Raw genomic sequence first — 18,869 nt, 5'->3', positions numbered from 1 at the left:
ATATAAGAAAGCTCCAACTCTTGCGTCTCGAACCGGCCCTTCTTATCCATGCGCATCCAGAAGAAAACTGTCCTGATTGTCGTGCTGCTGATCGCCCTGGCGGCCCTCGCCCTCTGGTTTGTGCTCAAGCCCGTGACCGCCAGGCCCGGCGCTCCCGCCGCCGTTCCGGTACGGGCCGTCAGCGTGATGCAACAGGATGTACCGCGCTTTGCCAGCGGCATCGGCACGGTGCTGTCGCTGCACAGCGTGGTGATCCGCCCGCAGATCGACGGCATCCTCACCCGGCTGCTGGTCAAGGAGGGGCAACTGGTGAAGAAGGGTGACCTGCTGGCGACCATCGACGACCGCTCGATCCGCGCCAGCCTCGACCAGGCCCGGGCCCAGCTCGGCGAAAGCCAGGCACAACTGGCGGTGGCCCAGGTCAATCTCAAGCGCTACAAATTGTTGAGCGTCGATGACGGCGTCTCGAAGCAGACCTACGACCAGCAACAGGCGCTGGTCAACCAGCTCAAGGCGACCGCCCAAGGCAACCAGGCGGCCATCGACTCGGCACAGGTGCAACTGTCCTATACCCAGATCCGCTCCCCGGTGAGCGGTCGCGTCGGCATTCGCAACGTGGACGAAGGCAATTTCCTGCGTACCAGCGACGCCGAAGGCCTGTTCACGGTGACCCAGATCGACCCCATCGCCGTGGAGTTCTCCCTGCCCCAGCAAATGCTGCCCACCTTGCAACGGTTGATCGCCGCCCCCGAGCAAGCCTTGGTCAAGGCCTATATCGGCGCCGATGGCGCTACCGGGGAGCTGCTCGGCGAGGGGCGCCTGAGCCTCATCGACAACCAGATCAACGCCAACACCGGAACCCTGCGGGCCAAGGCTGAATTCAACAACGCCGCGCAACGGCTGTGGCCGGGGCAACTGGTGACACTGAAAATCCAGACCGCCATCGACAAGGACGCCCTGGTGGTACCGCCTACCGTGGTCCAGCGCGGCCTGGAGCAACACTTCGTGTACCGCATAAAGGGCGACAAGGTCGAGAGCGTGCCGGTGGAGATGGTTTACCAGGACAGCGACCTGCACATCATCAAGGGGGTGAACGCCGGCGACCAACTGGTGAGCGACGGCCAGTCGCGGCTCAAGCCGGGCAGCCACATCCAGGTGCTCAGCGACCCGCCCGCCCTGGCCAGGACCGCGGAGCCGCAACCATGAAGGGTCGCGGCTCGGTTTCGGCGTGGTGCATCGACCACCCTATCGCCACGGTACTGCTGACGTTCGCCCTGGTGCTGCTGGGGGTGATCGCGTTTCCTCGCCTGCCCGTCGCGCCCTTGCCGGAGGCGGAATTCCCGACCATCCAGGTCAACGCCCAGTTGCCCGGGGCCAGCCCCGAAACCATGGCGTCGTCGGTGGCGACGCCACTGGAAGTACAATTCAGTGCCATTCCCGGCATTACCCAGATGACCTCCAGCAGCGCCCTGGGCTCGACCAACCTGATCCTGCAATTCAGCCTCGATAAAAGCATCGACACCGCCGCCCAAGAAGTGCAGGCGGCGATCAACACCGCCGCCGGCAAACTGCCCAACGACATGCCGAACCTGCCGACCTGGCGCAAGGTCAACCCCGCCGACAGCCCGGTGCTGATCCTCAGCATCAGTTCCACGCTGATGCCCGGTACCGAACTGAGCGACTACGTCGAAACCCTGCTCTCCCGTCAGATCAGCCAGATCGATGGCGTAGGACAAATCTACATCACCGGCCAACAGCGCCCGGCGATCCGGGTCCAGGCCTCGGCCGACCGACTCGCCGCCATCGGCCTGACCCTGGCGGACATTCGCCTGGCGCTCCAACAGGCCAGCCTCAACCTGGCCAAGGGCGCCTTGTACGGTGATTCGAGCATTTCCACCCTGTCCACCAACGACCAGTTGTTCAAGCCTGCGGAGTACGGAGAGCTGATCGTGTCCTACCGGGACGGGGCACCGGTTCACCTCAAGGACATCGCCAAGGTGGTCAACGGCTCGGAAAACGCCTACGTCCAGGCCTGGTCCGATAACGAGCCCGGGGTCAACCTGGTGATCTTCCGGCAACCGGGGGCCAATATCGTCGAGACCGTCGACCGCATCCAGGCGGCCCTGCCCACCCTGCAAGCCATGTTGCCCGCCGCGGTGCAGGTCAAGGTGCTGATCGACCGCACCCAGACCATTCGCGCCTCGCTGCACGAAGTGGAAATCACCTTGCTGATCGCGGTGCTGCTGGTGGTGGCGGTGATGGCGTTGTTCCTGCGCCAGCTCTCGGCGACCCTGATCGTCTCGGCGGTGCTGGGGGTGTCGCTGACCGCCAGTTTCGCCCTGATGTACGTGATGGGTTTCAGCCTGAACAACCTGACCCTGGTGGCGATCGTCATCTCGGTAGGGTTCGTGGTGGACGATGCGATTGTGGTGGTGGAGAACATCCACCGGCACCTGGAGGCCGGCGACGGCATGCGCGAGGCGGCGATCAAGGGGGCCGGCGAAATCGGCTTTACCGTGGTCTCCATCAGTTTCTCGCTGATCGCCGCGTTCATTCCGCTGCTGTTCATGGGCGGCGTGGTCGGGCGCCTGTTCAAGGAGTTCGCCCTGACCGCCACCTCGACCATCCTGATCTCGGTGGTGGTGTCCCTCACGTTGGCGCCGACCCTGGCCGCGTTGTTCATGCGCGCCCCGGTGCATCACGCCCATGGCAAGGCGGGGTTCGGCGAACGCCTGCTGGGCGGGTATGAGCGGGGCCTGCGCAAGGCCCTGGCCCATCAGAAGCTGATGATCGGCGTGTTCGGCCTGACCCTGGCACTGGCGGTGGTGGGCTATGTGTTCATTCCCAAGGGCTTCTTCCCGGTGCAGGACACCGGCCTGGTGCTGGGCACCAGCGAAGCCGCCGCCGATGTGTCGTTCCCGGACATGGTGGCCAAGCACAAGGCCCTGGCCGATATCGTCGCCGCCGACCCGGCGGTGCAGACCTTCTCCCACTCCGTCGGTGTCTCTGGCAACAACCAGACCATCGCCAACGGCCGTTTCTGGATCGCCCTCAAGCCCCGGGGCGAGCGTGACGTGTCGGCCAGCGGCTTCATCGACCGGATCCGCCCGCAATTGCTGAAAATTCCCGGCGTGGTGCTGTACCTCAGGGCCGGACAGGACATCAACCTCAGCTCCGGTCCCAGTCGCGCCCAGTATCAATACGTACTCAAGAGCAACGACGGGCCGAGCCTCAACGCCTGGACGCAAAAACTCACCGACAAGCTGCGCGGCAACCCGGCGTTCCGTGACATTTCCAACGACCTGCAACTGGGCGGCAGCATCACCCACATCAACATCGACCGCAGCGCGGCGGCACGCTTCGGCCTCACCGCCACCGATGTCGACCAGGCCCTGTACGACGCCTTCGGCCAGCGGCAGATCAATGAGTTCCAGACCGAGACCAACCAGTACAACGTGATCCTGGAACTCGATACCGCACAGCGGGGCAAGGCCGAAAGCCTGGCGTATTTCTACCTGCGTTCGCCCCTGAGTGGGGAAATGGTGCCGCTCTCGGCCCTGGCCCGCTTCGATGCGCCGAGCAACGGCCCGCTGTCGATTGCCCACGACGGCATGTTCCCGGCCGCCAACCTGTCGTTCAACCTGGCGCCCGGCGTGGCCCTGGGAGACGCGGTGCGCCTGCTCGACCAGGCGAAGAACGAAATCGGCATGCCGGCCGCCATCACCGGTAGTTTCCAGGGCGCGGCCCAGGCCTTCCAAAGCTCGCTGGCGAGCCAACCGTGGCTGATCCTCGCCGCACTGGTGGCCGTGTACATCATCCTCGGCGTGCTCTACGAGAGTTTCGTGCACCCGTTGACGATCATCTCCACCCTGCCCTCGGCCGGCCTCGGCGCGCTGATCATGCTCTGGCTACTGGGCCAGGACTTCTCGATCATGGCGCTGATCGGGCTGGTGCTGCTGATCGGGATCGTCAAGAAGAACGGCATCCTGATGATCGACTTCGCCCTCGACGCCCAGCGCAACAAAGGGCTGGCGCCCCAAGAGGCGATATTCCAGGCGTGCCTGACACGCTTCCGCCCGATCATGATGACCACCCTGGCGGCCCTGCTCGGTGCCCTGCCGCTGATGCTCGGCTATGGCCCGGGCGCGGAACTGCGCCAGCCCCTGGGCATCGCGGTGGTGGGCGGCCTGTTGGTGAGCCAGGCGCTGACGCTGTTCACGACACCGGTCATATACTTGTGGCTCGAGCGAGTGTTCCATCGGCCCGCCCAGCAGCCAGGGTCGGCGCCGACGGCGGCGCTGGCGAGCACAGACCACTGAGGCGGGGCCATGCGCGTTCTGATCATCGAAGACGAAGAAAAAACCGCGGACTACCTGCACCGCGGCCTGACCGAACAGGGCTACACCGTGGACGTGGCGCCGGACGGCATCGAAGGGCTGCACCTGGCCCTGGAAACCGACTATGCGGTGATCGTGCTCGACGTGATGTTGCCGGGCCTGGACGGCTTCGGCGTGCTGCGGGCCCTGCGCGCCCGCAAGCAGACACCGGTGATCATGCTCACCGCCCGGGAACGGGTCGAGGACCGTATCAAGGGCTTGCGCGACGGGGCCGATGACTACCTGGGCAAGCCCTTCTCCTTCCTCGAACTGGTGGCGCGCCTGCAAGCCCTGACCCGCCGCAGCGGTGGCCATGAACCGGTGCAGGTAAGCATCGCCGACCTGTGGATCGACCTGATCAGCCGCAAGGCCACCCGCGCGGGCCAGCGCCTGGACCTGACCGCCAAGGAGTTCTCCCTGCTCAGCGTCCTGGCTCGCCGCCAGGGCGAAATCCTCTCGAAAACCGCCATTGCCGAAATGGTCTGGGACATCAACTTCGACAGTGACGCCAACGTCGTGGAAGTGGCGATCAAACGCTTGCGGGCCAAGCTCGACGGGCCATTCGAACAGAAGTTGCTGCACACCATTCGCGGCATGGGTTATGTGCTGGAGAGCCGCAGCGATGAGCGTCCCTGACAGCATCGCCCTGCGCCTGAGCGGCATGTTCACGCTGGTGGCGGCGCTGGTGTTCCTGTTGATCGGAGGCGCTTTGTACCAGCAGGTCGACAAGGGCCTGGGCCTGTTGCCCGAAGCCGAGCTCGATGCCCGCTACAGTGTCCTGGAGTCCACCGTCGGCCGCTACGGCACGCCTGAACACTGGGTGAAGATCAACAACAAGCTGCGATTGCTTGGCGAAGAAGACAAACGCATCCATTTCTGGATTGTCAGCGACGATCCGCGCTTTGAATACGGCGATCCCGATGCGCAGATCCGCACCTTTGCCCAAGGCCCGCTGGGTAAGCGCGACCTGACGCTGCCCCATCGGCACTACCCGATGAAAGTGCTGGTGAGCCAATTCCCGGCCAAGGACCAACGCCCGCCGCTGCGCTTCATGATCGGCATCGACACCGAGACCTTCTACCAGACCCAGCATCGCCTGTTGGTGGCGCTGGTGAGCCTGGCGATTGTCGGCGTACTCCTGGCCTCGTTGCTGGGCTACTGGGTCGCGCGCATCGGTCTCAAACCGCTGATCAAGCTGTCCGAAGAAGCCCGGCGCCTGGCCCCACCCCGCCTGTCCGGGCGCCTGCAACTGTCGCCCTTGCCGCCGGAGCTGAGCCAGTTCGTCAGTTCCTTCAACGCCACCCTGGACCGGGTCGAACAGGCTTACTCGCGGCTGGAGTCGTTCAACGCCGACGTCGCCCATGAATTACGCTCGCCCCTGACCAACCTGATCGGCCAGACCCAGGTGGCGCTGACCCGTGGGCGCTCGGCCGAACATTACTTCGAAGTGTTGCAATCGAATCTCGAGGAGTTGGAGCGGCTGCGCTCGATCATCAACGACATGCTGTTCCTGGCCAGCGCCGACCAGGGCAGCAAGGCCACCAAGTTGACCAGCGCATCCCTGGCCGGCGAAGTGGCGACCACCCTCGATTACCTGGACTTCATACTGGAAGATGCCCAGGTCCAGGTCCGGGTCAGCGGCGACGCCCAGGCCAACATCGAGATCGCTCACCTGCGGCGGGCGCTGATCAACCTGCTCAGCAACGCCGTGCAGCACACCGCGCCCGGGCAAGTGATCGACGTGCACATCGAAGCCCTTGGCGACCAGATCACCCTCGCCGTCACCAATCCCGGCGAACCGATCGCCGGCGAGCATCTGCCACGCCTGTTCGAACGGTTCTATCGCGTCGATGCCTCGCGCAGTAACAGTGGCGCCAACCATGGGCTGGGGCTGGCCATCGTCAAGGCCATTGCACTGATGCATGGTGGCGATGTGTTTGTGCACAGCGACCAGGGTGCCAATACGTTCGGGATCCGTTTGCCAGCCTGACGCCTCTCCCCCCATTGGGCTTGTACGCATCATCAGATCTTTCCAGGCCAATGAATGCTGGGCGAAAGCCAACTGTAGCAAAATCGGAATACCGTCCGAACGCGCCCCCAGCTTCCATTAATTACCGGGTAATTGCGCAAAACACTGATTGCCCGCTCTCATTGATCCAAGCACAATCAGCAAAAGGCCAGCATCTGGTTCATTGCCGGTTTGCAATCCTTTGGGACGGATCCCAGCCACATGACAATGCAGACATCAGAACCATGAGCGCGCGCAGTGCGACACCCGGCAACACCCCGCTTTCGAGACGTTCGGAACGGGTATTCGTACTGGCCAGCTCACTGGTTGTCATTGCGATCCTGAGCATCGTGACGTTTCTGTTGATCCGCGAACATGCCGCCGCACAACAGGCGGCGACACGTGCGGCGACCAATATCGTGCAATTGATTGACGCCGATGTGCTGCGTAACGTGGAGCTCTACGATCTGTCGCTGCAAGGTTTGGTCGCCGCCGCCAAACGCGACGACCTGAAAGACGTTTCGCCGACGATTCGCCATTTGGCGCTGTTCGACCGCGCCACCGCCGCCCCCTACAAAGGCGACATCCTGCTGCTCGACAAGCATGGCGATGTAATCGCCGACTCCGCCTCGGTCGAACCGCGCAAAGGCAATTACGCCGACCGGGAATATTTCCAGTCCCATGTCCAGGACCCGAGCCTGGGCATGATGATCAGTCGCCCGTTCCGTTCCAGGAGTCACGCGCAAGATTGGCGCATCAGCTTCAGCTATCGACTGAGCGACGAGCGGGGTGAGTTCATGGGCGTGGCCGAGGCCGCGATGCGCCTGAACTACTTCAGCCAGTTGTTCAAAAGCCTGAACATCGGCCACGGGACGGTCAACCTGATCAGCCGCGATGGGATTCTGTTGGCCCAGGAACCGCCCCTGGCCGACGACATGATCGGCAAGGACTTCAGCAACCGACCGAACTTCGTACGCATCCTGCGTGAAGGTAACGGCAGTTTTACCGGCACCTCCAGTGTCGATCAGACACAGCGGCTCTATACCTTTTCCCAGGTGGGCGACCTGCCATTGATTGTCGTGGTAGCGCTCTCCTACCAAGAGGTCTTCGCCTCATGGCAACGCACGGCGTTGTTGGTCAGCGGCGCCACCGGCGCGCTGTGCATCGGTTTGCTCTGGCTCACCTGGCTGCTGCGCCGCGAATTGCGCCGCCGTTACAGAGCCGAACGGGAACTGGCCCAACTGGCGTCCGTCGACGCCCTCACGGGCCTGGCCAACCGACGAACCCTGGACGAGACGTTGCAACAGGAATGGCTGCGCGCCCAACGTTCGGGCCAACCGTTGTCTGTGCTGATGATCGATGCCGATCATTTCAAGGCATTCAACGATCGCCATGGTCATCAACAGGGTGACGAGGCCCTGCGCACCTTGGCGCAATTGATCGGCCAGCATGTCCGACGCCCCGCCGACCTGGCGGCGCGCTATGGCGGAGAGGAGTTCTCGGTGGTGCTACCGGAGACCACCACCGCTGGCGCCTTCACCATGGCCCAGAATATTCGTGACGCGGTGGAACAACTGCCACCGGTGTCCGAGGGGGAAGCGCCCATGACGGTCAGTATCGGCATCGCCACCTGGACTCAAGGACCGTACAACGAACTCAAACAACTCTTGTTCGCCGCGGACAAGGCGCTGTACCAGGCCAAGGCCAGCGGGCGCAATCGTGTGGTCTGCGCGATGTAACACCGCAACACCCAAAGGCTATGGACACAGCGCGCTCTGTGGCGAGGGGATTTATCCCCGCTGGGCTGCGCAGCAGTCCTACCCACTGCAACTCGGTGCGCCAGGCTGATTGAGTCGTCTGCATTGGGGCTGCTTCGCAGCCCAGCGGGGATAAATCCCCTCGCCACAGGGCTTAGCTGATCCTCAGGAAACAGCCATAAAAAAAGGCCACCCGAAGGCAGCCCTTAAAAAACTAGAGAGGTTTTTTGCTTACACCGCCGCGACAGGGCGCATGTAAGAGATTGGTGCGGTGCTGGCGTCTTCGAACGTCACGACTTCCCAAGCATCTTTCTGCTCAATCAACTTGCGCAGCAGCTGGTTGTTCAGTGCGTGGCCGGACTTGAAGCCCTTGAACTCACCAATCAGGCTATTGCCCAGCAGGTAGAGGTCGCCGATTGCATCGAGGATCTTGTGCTTGACGAATTCGTCTTCATAACGAAGACCGTCTTCGTTCAATACACCATCGGAATCGACCACGATCGCGTTTTCAACACTGCCGCCGAGTGCGAGGTTGTGCTTGCGCAGGTACTCGATATCACTCATGAAACCAAAGGTACGGGCGCGGCTGACTTCTTTTACGAACGAAGTGCTGGAAAAATCCACGCTTGCACTCTGGGTGCGGTCACGGAAAACCGGGTGATCGAAATCGATCTCGAAGCTCACCTTGAAACCTTCGAAAGGGACGAAAGTGGCGCGCTTGTCGCCGTCTTCCACTGTCACTTCCCGCAGGATGCGGATGAACTTCTTGGCTGCGTCCTGCTCTTCCAGGCCAGCCGATTGAATCAGGAATACGAAGGGTCCGGCACTGCCATCCATGATCGGGACTTCGGACGCGGAGAGCTCGACGTAGGCGTTATCGATGCCCAGGCCAGCCATGGCCGAGAGCAAATGCTCCACCGTATCCACTTTGGTGTCACCGTTGACCAGTGTGGTCGACATAGTGGTTTCACCAACGTTTTCCGCGCGAGCAGGAATCTGCACCACAGGGTCGAGGTCGGCACGACAAAACACAATGCCGGTATCGATAGGCGCGGGCTTGAGGGTCAGGTAGACCTTCTCGCCGGAGTGCAAGCCGACACCTGTGGCACGGATAATATTCTTCAGGGTGCGTTGTTTAATCATGGCATGGGCCGCTTCAGCGCAAATTGCGAACTGGTATCAACAAAGGCTGGCGATGATAGCAGACCAGACCTTTGCTGAACACCAATCACCCGTATCCCCCTGATACATTTCATCAATCGGCCTGACGACGCAGGAAAGCCGGGATGTCCAGGTAATCCAAATCGTCTTGCGGATTCATCTTCGCGGCAGTCGCAGTACCGGCCTGGGCCTGGTTGCGCATAACGGTCGGACGGTCCAGGTCACGGTAGTTCACCGCAGGCGCTTCCTGACGCGCAGCCACTTGTTGTTGCGGTTGCGAAGCCATGGAGGTGTGAACGGTGTTGTCGATGACCTTCACAGGCTTCTCGATTTTCGCGCCCAGACCGGTGGCAACCACGGTCACGTGCAACTCGTCGCGCATGTCCGGATCGATAACGGTACCGACCTTGACCATCGCGTGCTCGGAAGCGAAGGCTTCGATGATGCTACCCACGTCGGAGTACTCACCCAGGGACAGGTCAGGACCGGCGGTGATGTTCACCAGGATGCCGCGTGCACCTTGCAGGTTCACGTCTTCGAGCAACGGGTTGCGGATGGCCGCTTCGGTGGCCTCGCGAGCACGGTTCGGACCGCTGGCGCAGCCAGTGCCCATCATTGCCATGCCCATTTCGCTCATGACAGTCCGTACGTCGGCAAAGTCGACGTTGATCATGCCTGGACGCTTGATGATGTCGGAGATACCGCGAACGGCACCGGCCAGTACGTCGTCAGCCTTGGCGAAAGCCGACAGCAGGCTTGCGTCTTTACCCAGGATGGTCAGCAGCTTCTCGTTGGGAATGGTGATCAACGAGTCGACGCTTTCAGACAGCAGACGGATACCTTCGTCGGCGATCTGCATACGCTTGCGGCCTTCGAAAGGGAACGGACGAGTCACCACCGCAACGGTGAGGATCCCCATTTCCTTGGCCACTTCGGCGATGATTGGCGCCGCACCCGTACCGGTGCCGCCGCCCATGCCGGTGGTGATGAACACCATGTTGGTGCCTTGCAGGACTTCAGCGATGCGCTCACGGTCTTCGAGAGCGGCCTGACGACCGACCTCAGGGTTGGCGCCGGCACCCAGGCCTTTGGTCACGCCAGTGCCCAGTTGCAGGATGGTTCGCGCGCCGATGGATTTCAGCGCCTGGGCATCAGTGTTGGCGCAGATGAATTCAACGCCTTCAATGTTGCTCTTGACCATGTGGTTGACAGCGTTGCCGCCGCCACCGCCGACACCGATTACTTTGATAACCGGGCTAGCGGGGATGTTGTCTACGAGTTCGAACATTTTCCCTCTCCTTTCATTCTCTAGTTTTTTCGCCTACTGCGTTTGCTGCGTCTTCCAGCGCCAAGCCTGAAACCTGCCGCGTGAAGCTTTGAAACTGTTTAGAAGTTGCCTTTGACCCAAGCCTGGAGCCGCTCGAACAGCGGTGCCTTCGGCTCGTCGCTGCTGTAGCTGTCGCGGCTGCCAATGCCTGAAAACGAGATCCCGTCGGACTGTTTCTGCAGGCCGTACATCAACAGGCCCACGCCGGTGGAATAGATCGGGTTGCGGACCACGTCATCCAGGCCCTTGACGCCATGGGGCACGCCCAGGCGCACCGGCATGTGGAAAATTTCTTCGGCCAGCTCCACCGCACCTTCCATCTTCGACGTACCGCCGGTCAGCACGATGCCGGCCGGGATCAGGTCTTCGTAGCCGCTGCGACGCAGTTCGGCCTGGATCAGCGTGAACAGCTCGTCGTAGCGCGGCTCGACCACTTCGGCCAAGGCCTGGCGCGACAATTCGCGCGGTGGACGGTCGCCGACGCTCGGTACCTTGATGGTTTCACCGGCACCGGCCAGCTTCGCCAGGGCGCAGGCGTAACGGATCTTGATTTCCTCGGCGTACTGGGTCGGGGTGCGCAACGCCATGGCGATGTCGTTGGTCACCTGGTCGCCGGCAATCGGGATCACGGCCGTGTGGCGGATCGCGCCTTCGGTGAAGATCGCGATGTCGGTGGTGCCGCCGCCGATGTCCACCAGGCACACGCCCAGTTCTTTCTCGTCGTCGGTCAGCACCGAGTAGGCCGAGGCCAGTTGCTCGAGGATGATGTCGTCGATTTCCAGGCCGCAGCGACGCACGCATTTCTCGATGTTCTGCGCGGCGTTCACCGCACAGGTCACCACGTGGACCTTGGCTTCCAGGCGCACGCCGGACATGCCCAGGGGCTCACGCACGCCTTCCTGGTTATCGATCACGTAATCCTGCGGCAGGGTGTGCAGCACACGCTGGTCGGCCGGGATCGCCACGGCCTGGGCCGCGTCGAGTACGCGCTCAAGGTCCGCGGAGCTGACTTCGCGATCACGAATCGCCACGATGCCATGGGAGTTCAGGCTGCGGATGTGATTGCCCGCCACGCCGACGAACGCCGAGTGGATCCGGCAACCGGCCATCAACTGCGCCTCTTCGATGGCGCGCTGGATCGATTGCACGGTGGACTCGATGTTCACCACCACGCCTTTTTTCAAGCCGCGGGACGGGTGTGTACCGATCCCGACGATGACCAGCGTGCCGTCGTCCGCGACTTCGCCTACCAGCGCCACCACCTTGGAAGTGCCGATATCGAGACCGACGATCATTTTCCCGCTTTGCACGTTTGCCATGGGTCCTGCCTCTTCTTAATTCTTCGCGACGGCGGGTTCGGCCGTCGTCGGCGCTACAGGTTCCCGCCAGCCAACGGCCAGGCCGTTGGCGTAGCGCAGATCGATGCGCGCAATGTTCGTAATCTGTTCTTTGAGCGTCTTGTCATAGATGGCGATGAAGCGGCGCATCTTTTCCACCAGGTTGCCGCGCCCGAGCAACAGCTCGATGCCCGGCCCCGAGCTGCCCGCGCCAGTGGTCAGGAACCAACTGCCGCGCTCACGCAATTCCAGGCGCGCGATGGAGAAGCCCAACGGCCGCAACATCTGGCTCAACACCTGGTATTGCTGCATCACTTGCTGCTGGGCCCGCTGTGGACCGAACAGTTGTGGCAAATGTTCATAGTTGGCCAGTTCTCGCGGCGTAAACGCCTGGCCCTGGTTGTTCAGCAACGACTCATCGCCCCAACGGGCCACCGGCAGTTGCTCTTCCAGGCGAATCGACACCTGGTCGGGCCACACCCGCCGGACTTCGGCGTGAGCGATCCAGGGCATCTGCTCCAGCTCCGTGCGCATGCCCGCCAGGTCGATGGTGAAGAAACTCGACGCGACGAACGGGGCGATCCGCTGCTGCACTGCCTGCTGACTGATGTAGCTCAGGTCGCCCTGGACGTTGATCCGGGCGATCGGCCGGTCGGCATAAGGCAGCAACCGTTGCGCGCCTTCATAGGTGCCGAACCCCAACGCCACCAGCAGCACCGGCCAGAACAGGCTCTTGAGAAAACCAAAATTGGCTTTCGGCAAGCGCGCCGACATCGGCTCTTTGGCAACCATTCGGCTGGCACCCCGCGGCACCGGCTTGCGACCGGGTGCGGATGGCTGATGACGAAGCGATGCGCCTTGCATGGCTTAACCTCTTGGCTCTTGAGGGCCGACACTGGCCGCCAGGATCGACAGCACCAGTTGCTGGAAATCCAGACCGGCGGCGCGGGCCGCCATCGGTACCAGGCTGTGATCGGTCATGCCTGGAGCGGTGTTGACTTCCAGGAACCAGAACTGCCCATCGGCGTCCTGCATCACGTCTGCCCGCCCCCAACCGGCGATACCCAGCGCCTCACAGGCCTTGGCCGTGAGGTTCATCAGTTCTTTTTCCTTGGCAGCGTCCAGCCCGCAGGGAATGCGGTACTGGGTATCGTTGGCGATGTACTTGGCGTCGTAGTCGTAGAACGTGTGGGGCGTGCCCAGCGCAATCGGGGGCAACACCTGGTCACGCAGGGTGGCGATGGTGAACTCGGGACCGGTGATCCATTGTTCGACCAGCACTTGCGAATCGTAGGAACTGGCGTCTTTCCATGCCGCGGTCAACTCAGGCAGCGAATTCACTTTCGCCATGCCGATACTTGAACCTTCATGGGCCGGTTTGACGATCAAAGGGAAGCCCAGTTCCGTGGCCGCCGAAATACAATCGGCCTCGCACGCCAGCACGGCGTGACGCGGCGTCGGAATGCCGAGGCTGTGCCAGACCTGCTTGGTGCGCAGTTTGTCCATCGCCAGGGCGGATGCCAGGATGCCGCTGCCGGTATAGGGGATCCCCAGGCATTCGAGCAGGCCTTGCATGCTGCCGTCTTCGCCGCCGCGACCATGGAGAATGATGAACGCGCGATCGATCTTTTCGCTCAGCAGGCGCTGCAGGAAATCGTCGCCCACGTCGATGCCGAAGGCGTCGACGCCGGCGCTTTGCAAGGCTTGCAGCACGGCGTTGCCGGACTTGAGGGACACCTCGCGCTCGGCGCTCTTGCCACCGAACAGCACGGCCACGCGGCCGAAGGCTTTCGGATCGAGGGTCGAGACCAGGTTGGCGTAGGCAGCAGTCATTTCAATTTCCCCTCGCTGGAGGCCACGATTGCTCCGGCGAATAACGGACTTTTCAACAGTTTCGGGGCCAGGCCACCGATGTCGCCGGCCCCTTGGCACAGCAGGATGTCGCCGGCGCGCAGCAACGGCTTGACCAGCGGCGCGAGGTCTACGCCACGTTCGATGTAGATCGGGTCCAACTGGCCGCGTTGACGAATGCTGTGGCACAGCTGGCGGCTGTCGGCCCCGGGGATCGGTTCTTCACCGGCCGGGTAGACTTCCATCAACAGCAGCACGTTGGCGTCGGCCAGCACCTGGACGAAATCGTCATACAGGTCGCGGGTGCGGCTATAGCGGTGCGGCTGGTAGACCATCACCAGGCGCCGCTCCGGCCAGCCACCGCGCACGGCCTTGATCACCGCCGCGACTTCGGTCGGGTGGTGGCCATAGTCGTCCACCAGCATCACGTTGCCGCCGTCCACCGGCAGTTCGCCGTAGACCTGGAAGCGTCGGCCCACGCCCTGGAACCCGGACAGGCCCTGGACGATGGCTTCATCGCTGACGCCTTCGTCGGTGGCGATGCAGATGGTGGCCAAGGAATTGAGCACGTTGTGGTTGCCGGGCATGTTCACCGACACGTCCAACGGCTCGCGATCAGGGCGCAAGACGGTGAAGAACGTCTGCATGCCTTGCTGACGCACGTTGATGGCGCGCACGTCGGCGTCTTCGCCAAAGCCGTAGGTCACGGTCGGACGCTTGATCAGCGGCAGGATTTCACGCACCACCGGGTCGTCCAGGCACACCACGGCCAGACCGTAGAACGGCAGGTTGTGGAGGAATTCGACGAAGGTTTTCTTCAGTTTGTTGAAGTCACCGTCGTAGGTCGCCATGTGGTCGGCGTCGATGTTGGTCACCACGGCCACCAGCGGTTGCAGATGCAGGAAGCTCGCATCGCTCTCGTCGGCTTCGGCGATCAGGTAGCGGCTGGTGCCCAGCTGGGCATTGGTGCCCGCGGCATTCAGACGACCACCGATCACGAACGTCGGGTCCAGGCCACCGGCCGCGAACACCGAGGCGATCAGGCTGGTGGTGGTGGTTTTGCCGTGGGTACCGGCCACGGCGATGCCATGGCGATAGCGCATCAGCTCGGCGAGCATCTCAGCCCGTGGCACCACGGGAATGCGGCGTTCCAGGGCGGTGGCGACTTCCGGGTTGGAGGTGTTCACGGCGCTGGAAACCACCAGCACGTCAGCATCGGCGGCGTTCTCGGCACGGTGACCGATAAAGATCTGCGCACCGAAGGACTCCAGGCGCTCGGTGACCGGGGAAGCCTTCAGGTCGGAACCCGAGACCTGGTAACCCAGGTTCAGCAATACCTCGGCGATCCCGCACATGCCCACGCCGCCGATACCGACGAAGTGGATGCGGCGGATACGGCGCATTTCCGGTTGCGGCATGGCTTTGCGATTCTCAACCATGGGCCACCTCCAGGCAGGTATCGACCACTTGGGCCGTGGCATCGGGTTTGGCCAGGCGGCGGGCGGCGCGGGCCATGTCTTCAAGTCGTTGCGGCTGCATCAAAACCTCTGTCAGGCGGGCGGCAAGATCCGCGGCGCCAGTCGTTCTTTGCGGCATCAGGAAGGCAGCGCCTTCACGGGCCAAATAATCGGCGTTACGGGTCTGGTGATCGTCGATGGCGTGGGGCAAAGGCACCAGCATCGAGGGCAGACCGGCGGCGGCCAGTTCACTGATGGTCAGCGCGCCTGCGCGGCAGACCACCAGGTCGGCCCAGCCATAGGCTTGGGCCATGTCTTTGATGAAAGGCTGCACTTGCGCCTCGACGCCGGCGGCGCGGTAGCGCTCGGCGGTCACTTCATCGTGGTTTTTGCCAGCCTGGTGGAACACTTCCGGCCGCAGGTCGGGAGCGACCAGCGACAAGGCTTCGGGCAGCAATTTGTTCAACGGTTCCGCCCCCAGGCTTCCACCCAGGATCAGCAAACGCGCCTTGCGTCCAGCCAGGGCCGGGCGCGGTGTTTCCAGGAACAGCTCGGTACGCACCGGATTACCGGTGGTGCGGCGGCTGCCCGACAGGGTAAAGGTGTCGGGAAAAGCTTCACAGACCCGGGCGGCCAACGGCACCAGTAACCGATTGGCGGTACCGGCCACGGCGTTCTGCTCGTGGACGATCACCGGCACGCCGGCCAGTTTTGCCGCTACGCCACCAGGGCCGGTCACATAACCACCGAACCCGACCACGCACACCGGGCGCAACCGACGAATGATCGCTCGCGCCTGCCAGATCGACTTGAGCAGCATCAGCGGCGCCTTGAGCAACGACAACTTGCCCTTGCCCCGCAGGCCGCTGGCGTCGATCCGGTGCAGTTCGAGGCCGGCGCCAGGCACCAATTCGTTCTCGATGCCCCGCGGCGTACCCAGCCAGTGCACGGTGTAGCCCCGTGACTGGAACTCCCGGGCACAGGCCAGCGCCGGGAACACGTGCCCGCCGGTACCGCCCGCCATGATCAGCACGTTAGCGCCCATGAGTCGGCTCCTCGGCGAAGTCGCTCTCCTGGAATTCCATCTCTTCGCTGCCCAGGTGGGTTCGGCTCTCCCATTCGATGCGCAGCAACAGACCGAGACAGGCACAGCAGATCACCAGGGAACTGCCGCCATAACTGAGGAACGGCAGCGTCAGACCTTTGGTCGGCAAGAGGCCGACGTTCACGCCGATGTTGATCAGGAACTGGCCGATCCACAGGAACGACAAGCCATACGCCACGTAAGCGGCGAAAAACTGCTTGGCCTTCTCGGCCCACAAGCCGATGTACATGCCGCGCACGCAGACGAACACGAACAGGGCCACGGTGCACAGGGAGCCGACGACGCCCAGCTCTTCGGCCAGTACCGAGAATACGAAGTCGGTGTGGGCTTCCGGCAGGTAGAACTGCTTCTGCACGCTGTTGCCCAGGCCGACGCCCAGCCATTCGCCGCGACCGAAGGCAATCAGGGCCTGGGTCAATTGATAGCCGGAACCGAACTGGTCGGCCCACGGGTCGGTAAAGGTGATCAAGCGCGCCATCCGGTACGGCTGCGCCTGGACCAGAACGGTCACGGCCGCCACCGCCAACGCCACCATCAGGATGAAGCGAAACAGTCCGACCCCACCGAGGAACAGCATCGCCGCTGCGGCGCCCATCATCACTACCGTGGCGCCGAAGTCCGGCTCCATCAGCAGCAGGCCCGCCATGGGCAGCAAGACGATGAACGGCTTGAAGAACCCCATCCAGCTCTCGCGCACTTCTTTCTGGCGACGCACCAGATAACCGGCCAGGAAAATCACCACGAAGACCTTGGCGATCTCCGAGGGCTGCACGTTGAAGAAGCTGAAGCCGATCCAGCGCATCGAGCCGTTGACCTCGCGGCCGATCCCCGGCACCAGCACCATCACCAACAGGCCGAAGGCACCGAGCAGCATCAACCAGCCCAGGCGTTGCCAGGTAGCGATCGGCACCATCATGGTGACGATGCACGCGCCCAGGCCGATCACCAGGTAAACCAGGTGGCGGATCATGTGATAAAGGGTGTTGCCCGACTGCACGGCGGCCACTTCCGACGACGCGGAGGTGATCATCACCAGGCCCAGGCCCAGCAAGGCCAGGCAACCGGCGAGCATCGGGAAATCCAGGTCGATGCCACGTCCGGTGATCAACGGCGACGGGTACGGCTTGATGATGTTCATCAGGCTCATGCCAAGTCCTCCGCGGCCCGGGCAAACAACTGCCCACGCTCTTCATAGTTCTTGAACATGTCGAAACTGGCGCAGGCCGGTGACAACAGCACCGCATCGCCCGGGTGCGCGAGAGCGCGGCATTGCTGCACCGCCTCGTCCAGCGAACCGACGCGAACCAGCGGCACGGCATCGCCGAGGGCCTGGGCGATCAATTCGCGGTCGCGTCCCATCAGCACCACGGCGCGGCAGTTGGCCGCGACCGGATCGCGCAAGTCCTTGAAGTCGGCGCCCTTGCCGTCGCCGCCGGCGATCAGCACGAGCTTGCCTGCGATGTCCGCCCCCAGCCCTTCGATAGCCGCCAGCGCGGCACCGACGTTGGTGGCCTTGGAGTCGTTGTACCAAGCCACGCCATCGAGATCGCGCACCCACTGGCAGCGGTGTTCAAGACCGGCAAACGTGCGCAGGGCCGACAGCATGGCGTCGAACGGCAGGCCGACCGCATGCCCCAGGGCCAACGCGGCCAGGGCATTGGCCTGGTTATGGGCGCCACGAATCTTCAGTTCGCGCACCGGCATCAGGTTCTGGAATTCGAAGGCCAGGTACTTCTCGCCATTCTCTTCGCGCAAGCCGAAGCCTTTGAAATCCGGAACCCCCAGGCCGAAGGACCAGCACGGCATGCCCTCGCCCAGCAACGGACGGGTCAAGGCGTCCTGGCGGTTGAACACCACCTGCCGGGCCCCGCGGAAGATCCGGTGCTTGGCCAGGTGATAGGCCGGCAGGCCGCTGTAGCGGTCCATGTGGTCTTCGCTGACGTTGAGCACGGTGGCCACTTCGGCGCCCAGGTGGTCGGTGGTTTCCAGCTGGAAGCTCGACAACTCCATCACGTACAACTCGATGTCGTCGCTGAGCAGGTCCAGGGCCGGGGTACCGAGGTTGCCGCCCACGGCGACGCGCTTGCCGGCCGCCGCGGCCATCTCGCCCACCAGGGTGGTGACGGTGCTCTTGGCGTTCGAGCCGCTGATGGCAACGATCGGCGCCTTGGCGTTACGGGCGAACAGCTCGATGTCGCCGGACAGTTTCACGCCACGGGCAGCGGCCGCCTGCAGGGCCGGAGTCGCCAGGGCCAGGCCGGGGCTCACGTAGAGCTCATCGGCGCGGCACAGGAACTCGACGTCCAGCTCGCCACAACGCACGTCCACCTGGGGATAGTCACGGCGCAGCGTGGCCAGCTCAGGCGGATTTTCCCGCGTGTCGGCAACGGCAAACGACACGCCCCGGTTCGCCAGGAAGCGAACCAGGGACATGCCGCTCTTGCCGAGGCCGACAACGATGCGGAAGTGGTCAGAAGCGATCAGGGACAC

At 63.1% G+C, this 18,869-nt stretch carries 14 protein-coding genes; 5 read left to right on the top strand and 9 right to left on the bottom strand.

Annotated elements, in window-relative coordinates:
• The first annotated feature begins 48 nt into the window (after positions 1-48).
• The 5 genes from BLP82_RS06735 (at position 49) to BLP82_RS06715 (ending at position 8,123) form a co-directional block, all read left to right on the top strand.
• A complete protein-coding gene (locus BLP82_RS06735) occupies positions 49-1,206 on the top strand; it encodes an efflux RND transporter periplasmic adaptor subunit (RefSeq protein ID WP_092166213.1) in 1,158 nt (385 codons plus the stop codon).
• Complete coding sequence (locus BLP82_RS06730) at positions 1,203-4,319, top strand: multidrug efflux RND transporter permease subunit (RefSeq protein WP_092166212.1); 3,117 nt, start codon at positions 1,203-1,205, stop codon at positions 4,317-4,319. The genes BLP82_RS06735 and BLP82_RS06730 overlap by 4 nt, the downstream gene beginning before the upstream one ends.
• A gap of 9 nt (positions 4,320-4,328) precedes the next feature.
• Positions 4,329-5,012 carry a heavy metal response regulator transcription factor gene (locus tag BLP82_RS06725; RefSeq protein ID WP_060740762.1) on the top strand — a complete coding sequence of 228 codons (684 nt, stop codon included), beginning with the start codon at positions 4,329-4,331 and terminating at the stop codon, positions 5,010-5,012.
• Positions 4,999-6,366 carry a heavy metal sensor histidine kinase gene (locus BLP82_RS06720; protein ID WP_092166211.1) on the top strand — a complete coding sequence of 456 codons (1,368 nt, stop codon included), beginning with the start codon at positions 4,999-5,001 and terminating at the stop codon, positions 6,364-6,366. Before BLP82_RS06725 ends, BLP82_RS06720 begins: the two co-directional genes overlap by 14 nt.
• 263 nt (positions 6,367-6,629) lie before the next feature.
• Positions 6,630-8,123, top strand: coding sequence for a sensor domain-containing diguanylate cyclase (locus tag BLP82_RS06715; protein WP_092166210.1), 1,494 nt, complete (start codon positions 6,630-6,632; stop codon positions 8,121-8,123).
• 249 nt (positions 8,124-8,372) lie between these two features.
• On the opposite strand, the gene lpxC is transcribed toward BLP82_RS06715, so the two are convergent.
• From lpxC to murD, 9 genes are all read right to left on the bottom strand, one after another.
• Positions 8,373-9,284, bottom strand: coding sequence for a UDP-3-O-acyl-N-acetylglucosamine deacetylase (gene lpxC, locus BLP82_RS06710; protein WP_003178240.1), 912 nt, complete (start codon positions 9,282-9,284; stop codon positions 8,373-8,375).
• Between the two features lie 112 nt (positions 9,285-9,396).
• Positions 9,397-10,590 carry a cell division protein FtsZ gene (gene ftsZ, locus BLP82_RS06705; RefSeq protein ID WP_072348503.1) on the bottom strand — a complete coding sequence of 398 codons (1,194 nt, stop codon included), beginning with the start codon at positions 10,588-10,590 and terminating at the stop codon, positions 9,397-9,399.
• Positions 10,591-10,688: 98 nt separating this feature from the next.
• Positions 10,689-11,948 carry a cell division protein FtsA gene (gene ftsA, locus BLP82_RS06700; protein WP_003205342.1) on the bottom strand — a complete coding sequence of 420 codons (1,260 nt, stop codon included), beginning with the start codon at positions 11,946-11,948 and terminating at the stop codon, positions 10,689-10,691.
• Positions 11,949-11,963: 15 nt separating this feature from the next.
• Positions 11,964-12,830: a cell division protein FtsQ/DivIB gene (locus BLP82_RS06695; RefSeq protein ID WP_042729561.1), complete on the bottom strand. Its 867-nt coding sequence runs from the start codon at positions 12,828-12,830 to the stop codon at positions 11,964-11,966.
• A gap of 3 nt (positions 12,831-12,833) precedes the next feature.
• Entirely contained in the window at positions 12,834-13,799 is a 966-nt protein-coding gene (locus BLP82_RS06690) for a D-alanine--D-alanine ligase (protein ID WP_092166208.1), read from the bottom strand.
• Positions 13,796-15,256 carry a UDP-N-acetylmuramate--L-alanine ligase gene (murC, locus tag BLP82_RS06685; protein WP_060740758.1) on the bottom strand — a complete coding sequence of 487 codons (1,461 nt, stop codon included), beginning with the start codon at positions 15,254-15,256 and terminating at the stop codon, positions 13,796-13,798. Before murC ends, BLP82_RS06690 begins: the two co-directional genes overlap by 4 nt.
• Positions 15,249-16,319: an undecaprenyldiphospho-muramoylpentapeptide beta-N-acetylglucosaminyltransferase gene (gene murG / locus BLP82_RS06680; RefSeq protein WP_092166206.1), complete on the bottom strand. Its 1,071-nt coding sequence runs from the start codon at positions 16,317-16,319 to the stop codon at positions 15,249-15,251. Before murG ends, murC begins: the two co-directional genes overlap by 8 nt.
• A complete protein-coding gene (gene ftsW / locus BLP82_RS06675; protein WP_092166204.1) occupies positions 16,309-17,526 on the bottom strand; it encodes a putative lipid II flippase FtsW in 1,218 nt (405 codons plus the stop codon). Before ftsW ends, murG begins: the two co-directional genes overlap by 11 nt.
• Positions 17,523-18,869, bottom strand: coding sequence for a UDP-N-acetylmuramoyl-L-alanine--D-glutamate ligase (murD, locus tag BLP82_RS06670; protein WP_092166202.1), 1,347 nt, complete (start codon positions 18,867-18,869; stop codon positions 17,523-17,525). Before murD ends, ftsW begins: the two co-directional genes overlap by 4 nt.

This window comes from Pseudomonas sp. NFACC37-1, assembly GCF_900101575.1.
GTDB classification, from domain to species: Bacteria; Pseudomonadota; Gammaproteobacteria; order Pseudomonadales; family Pseudomonadaceae; genus Aquipseudomonas; species Aquipseudomonas fluorescens_AA.
The sequence above is the reverse complement of the archived record's forward strand: the minus strand, read 5'-3'. Positions and strand labels throughout refer to the sequence as shown.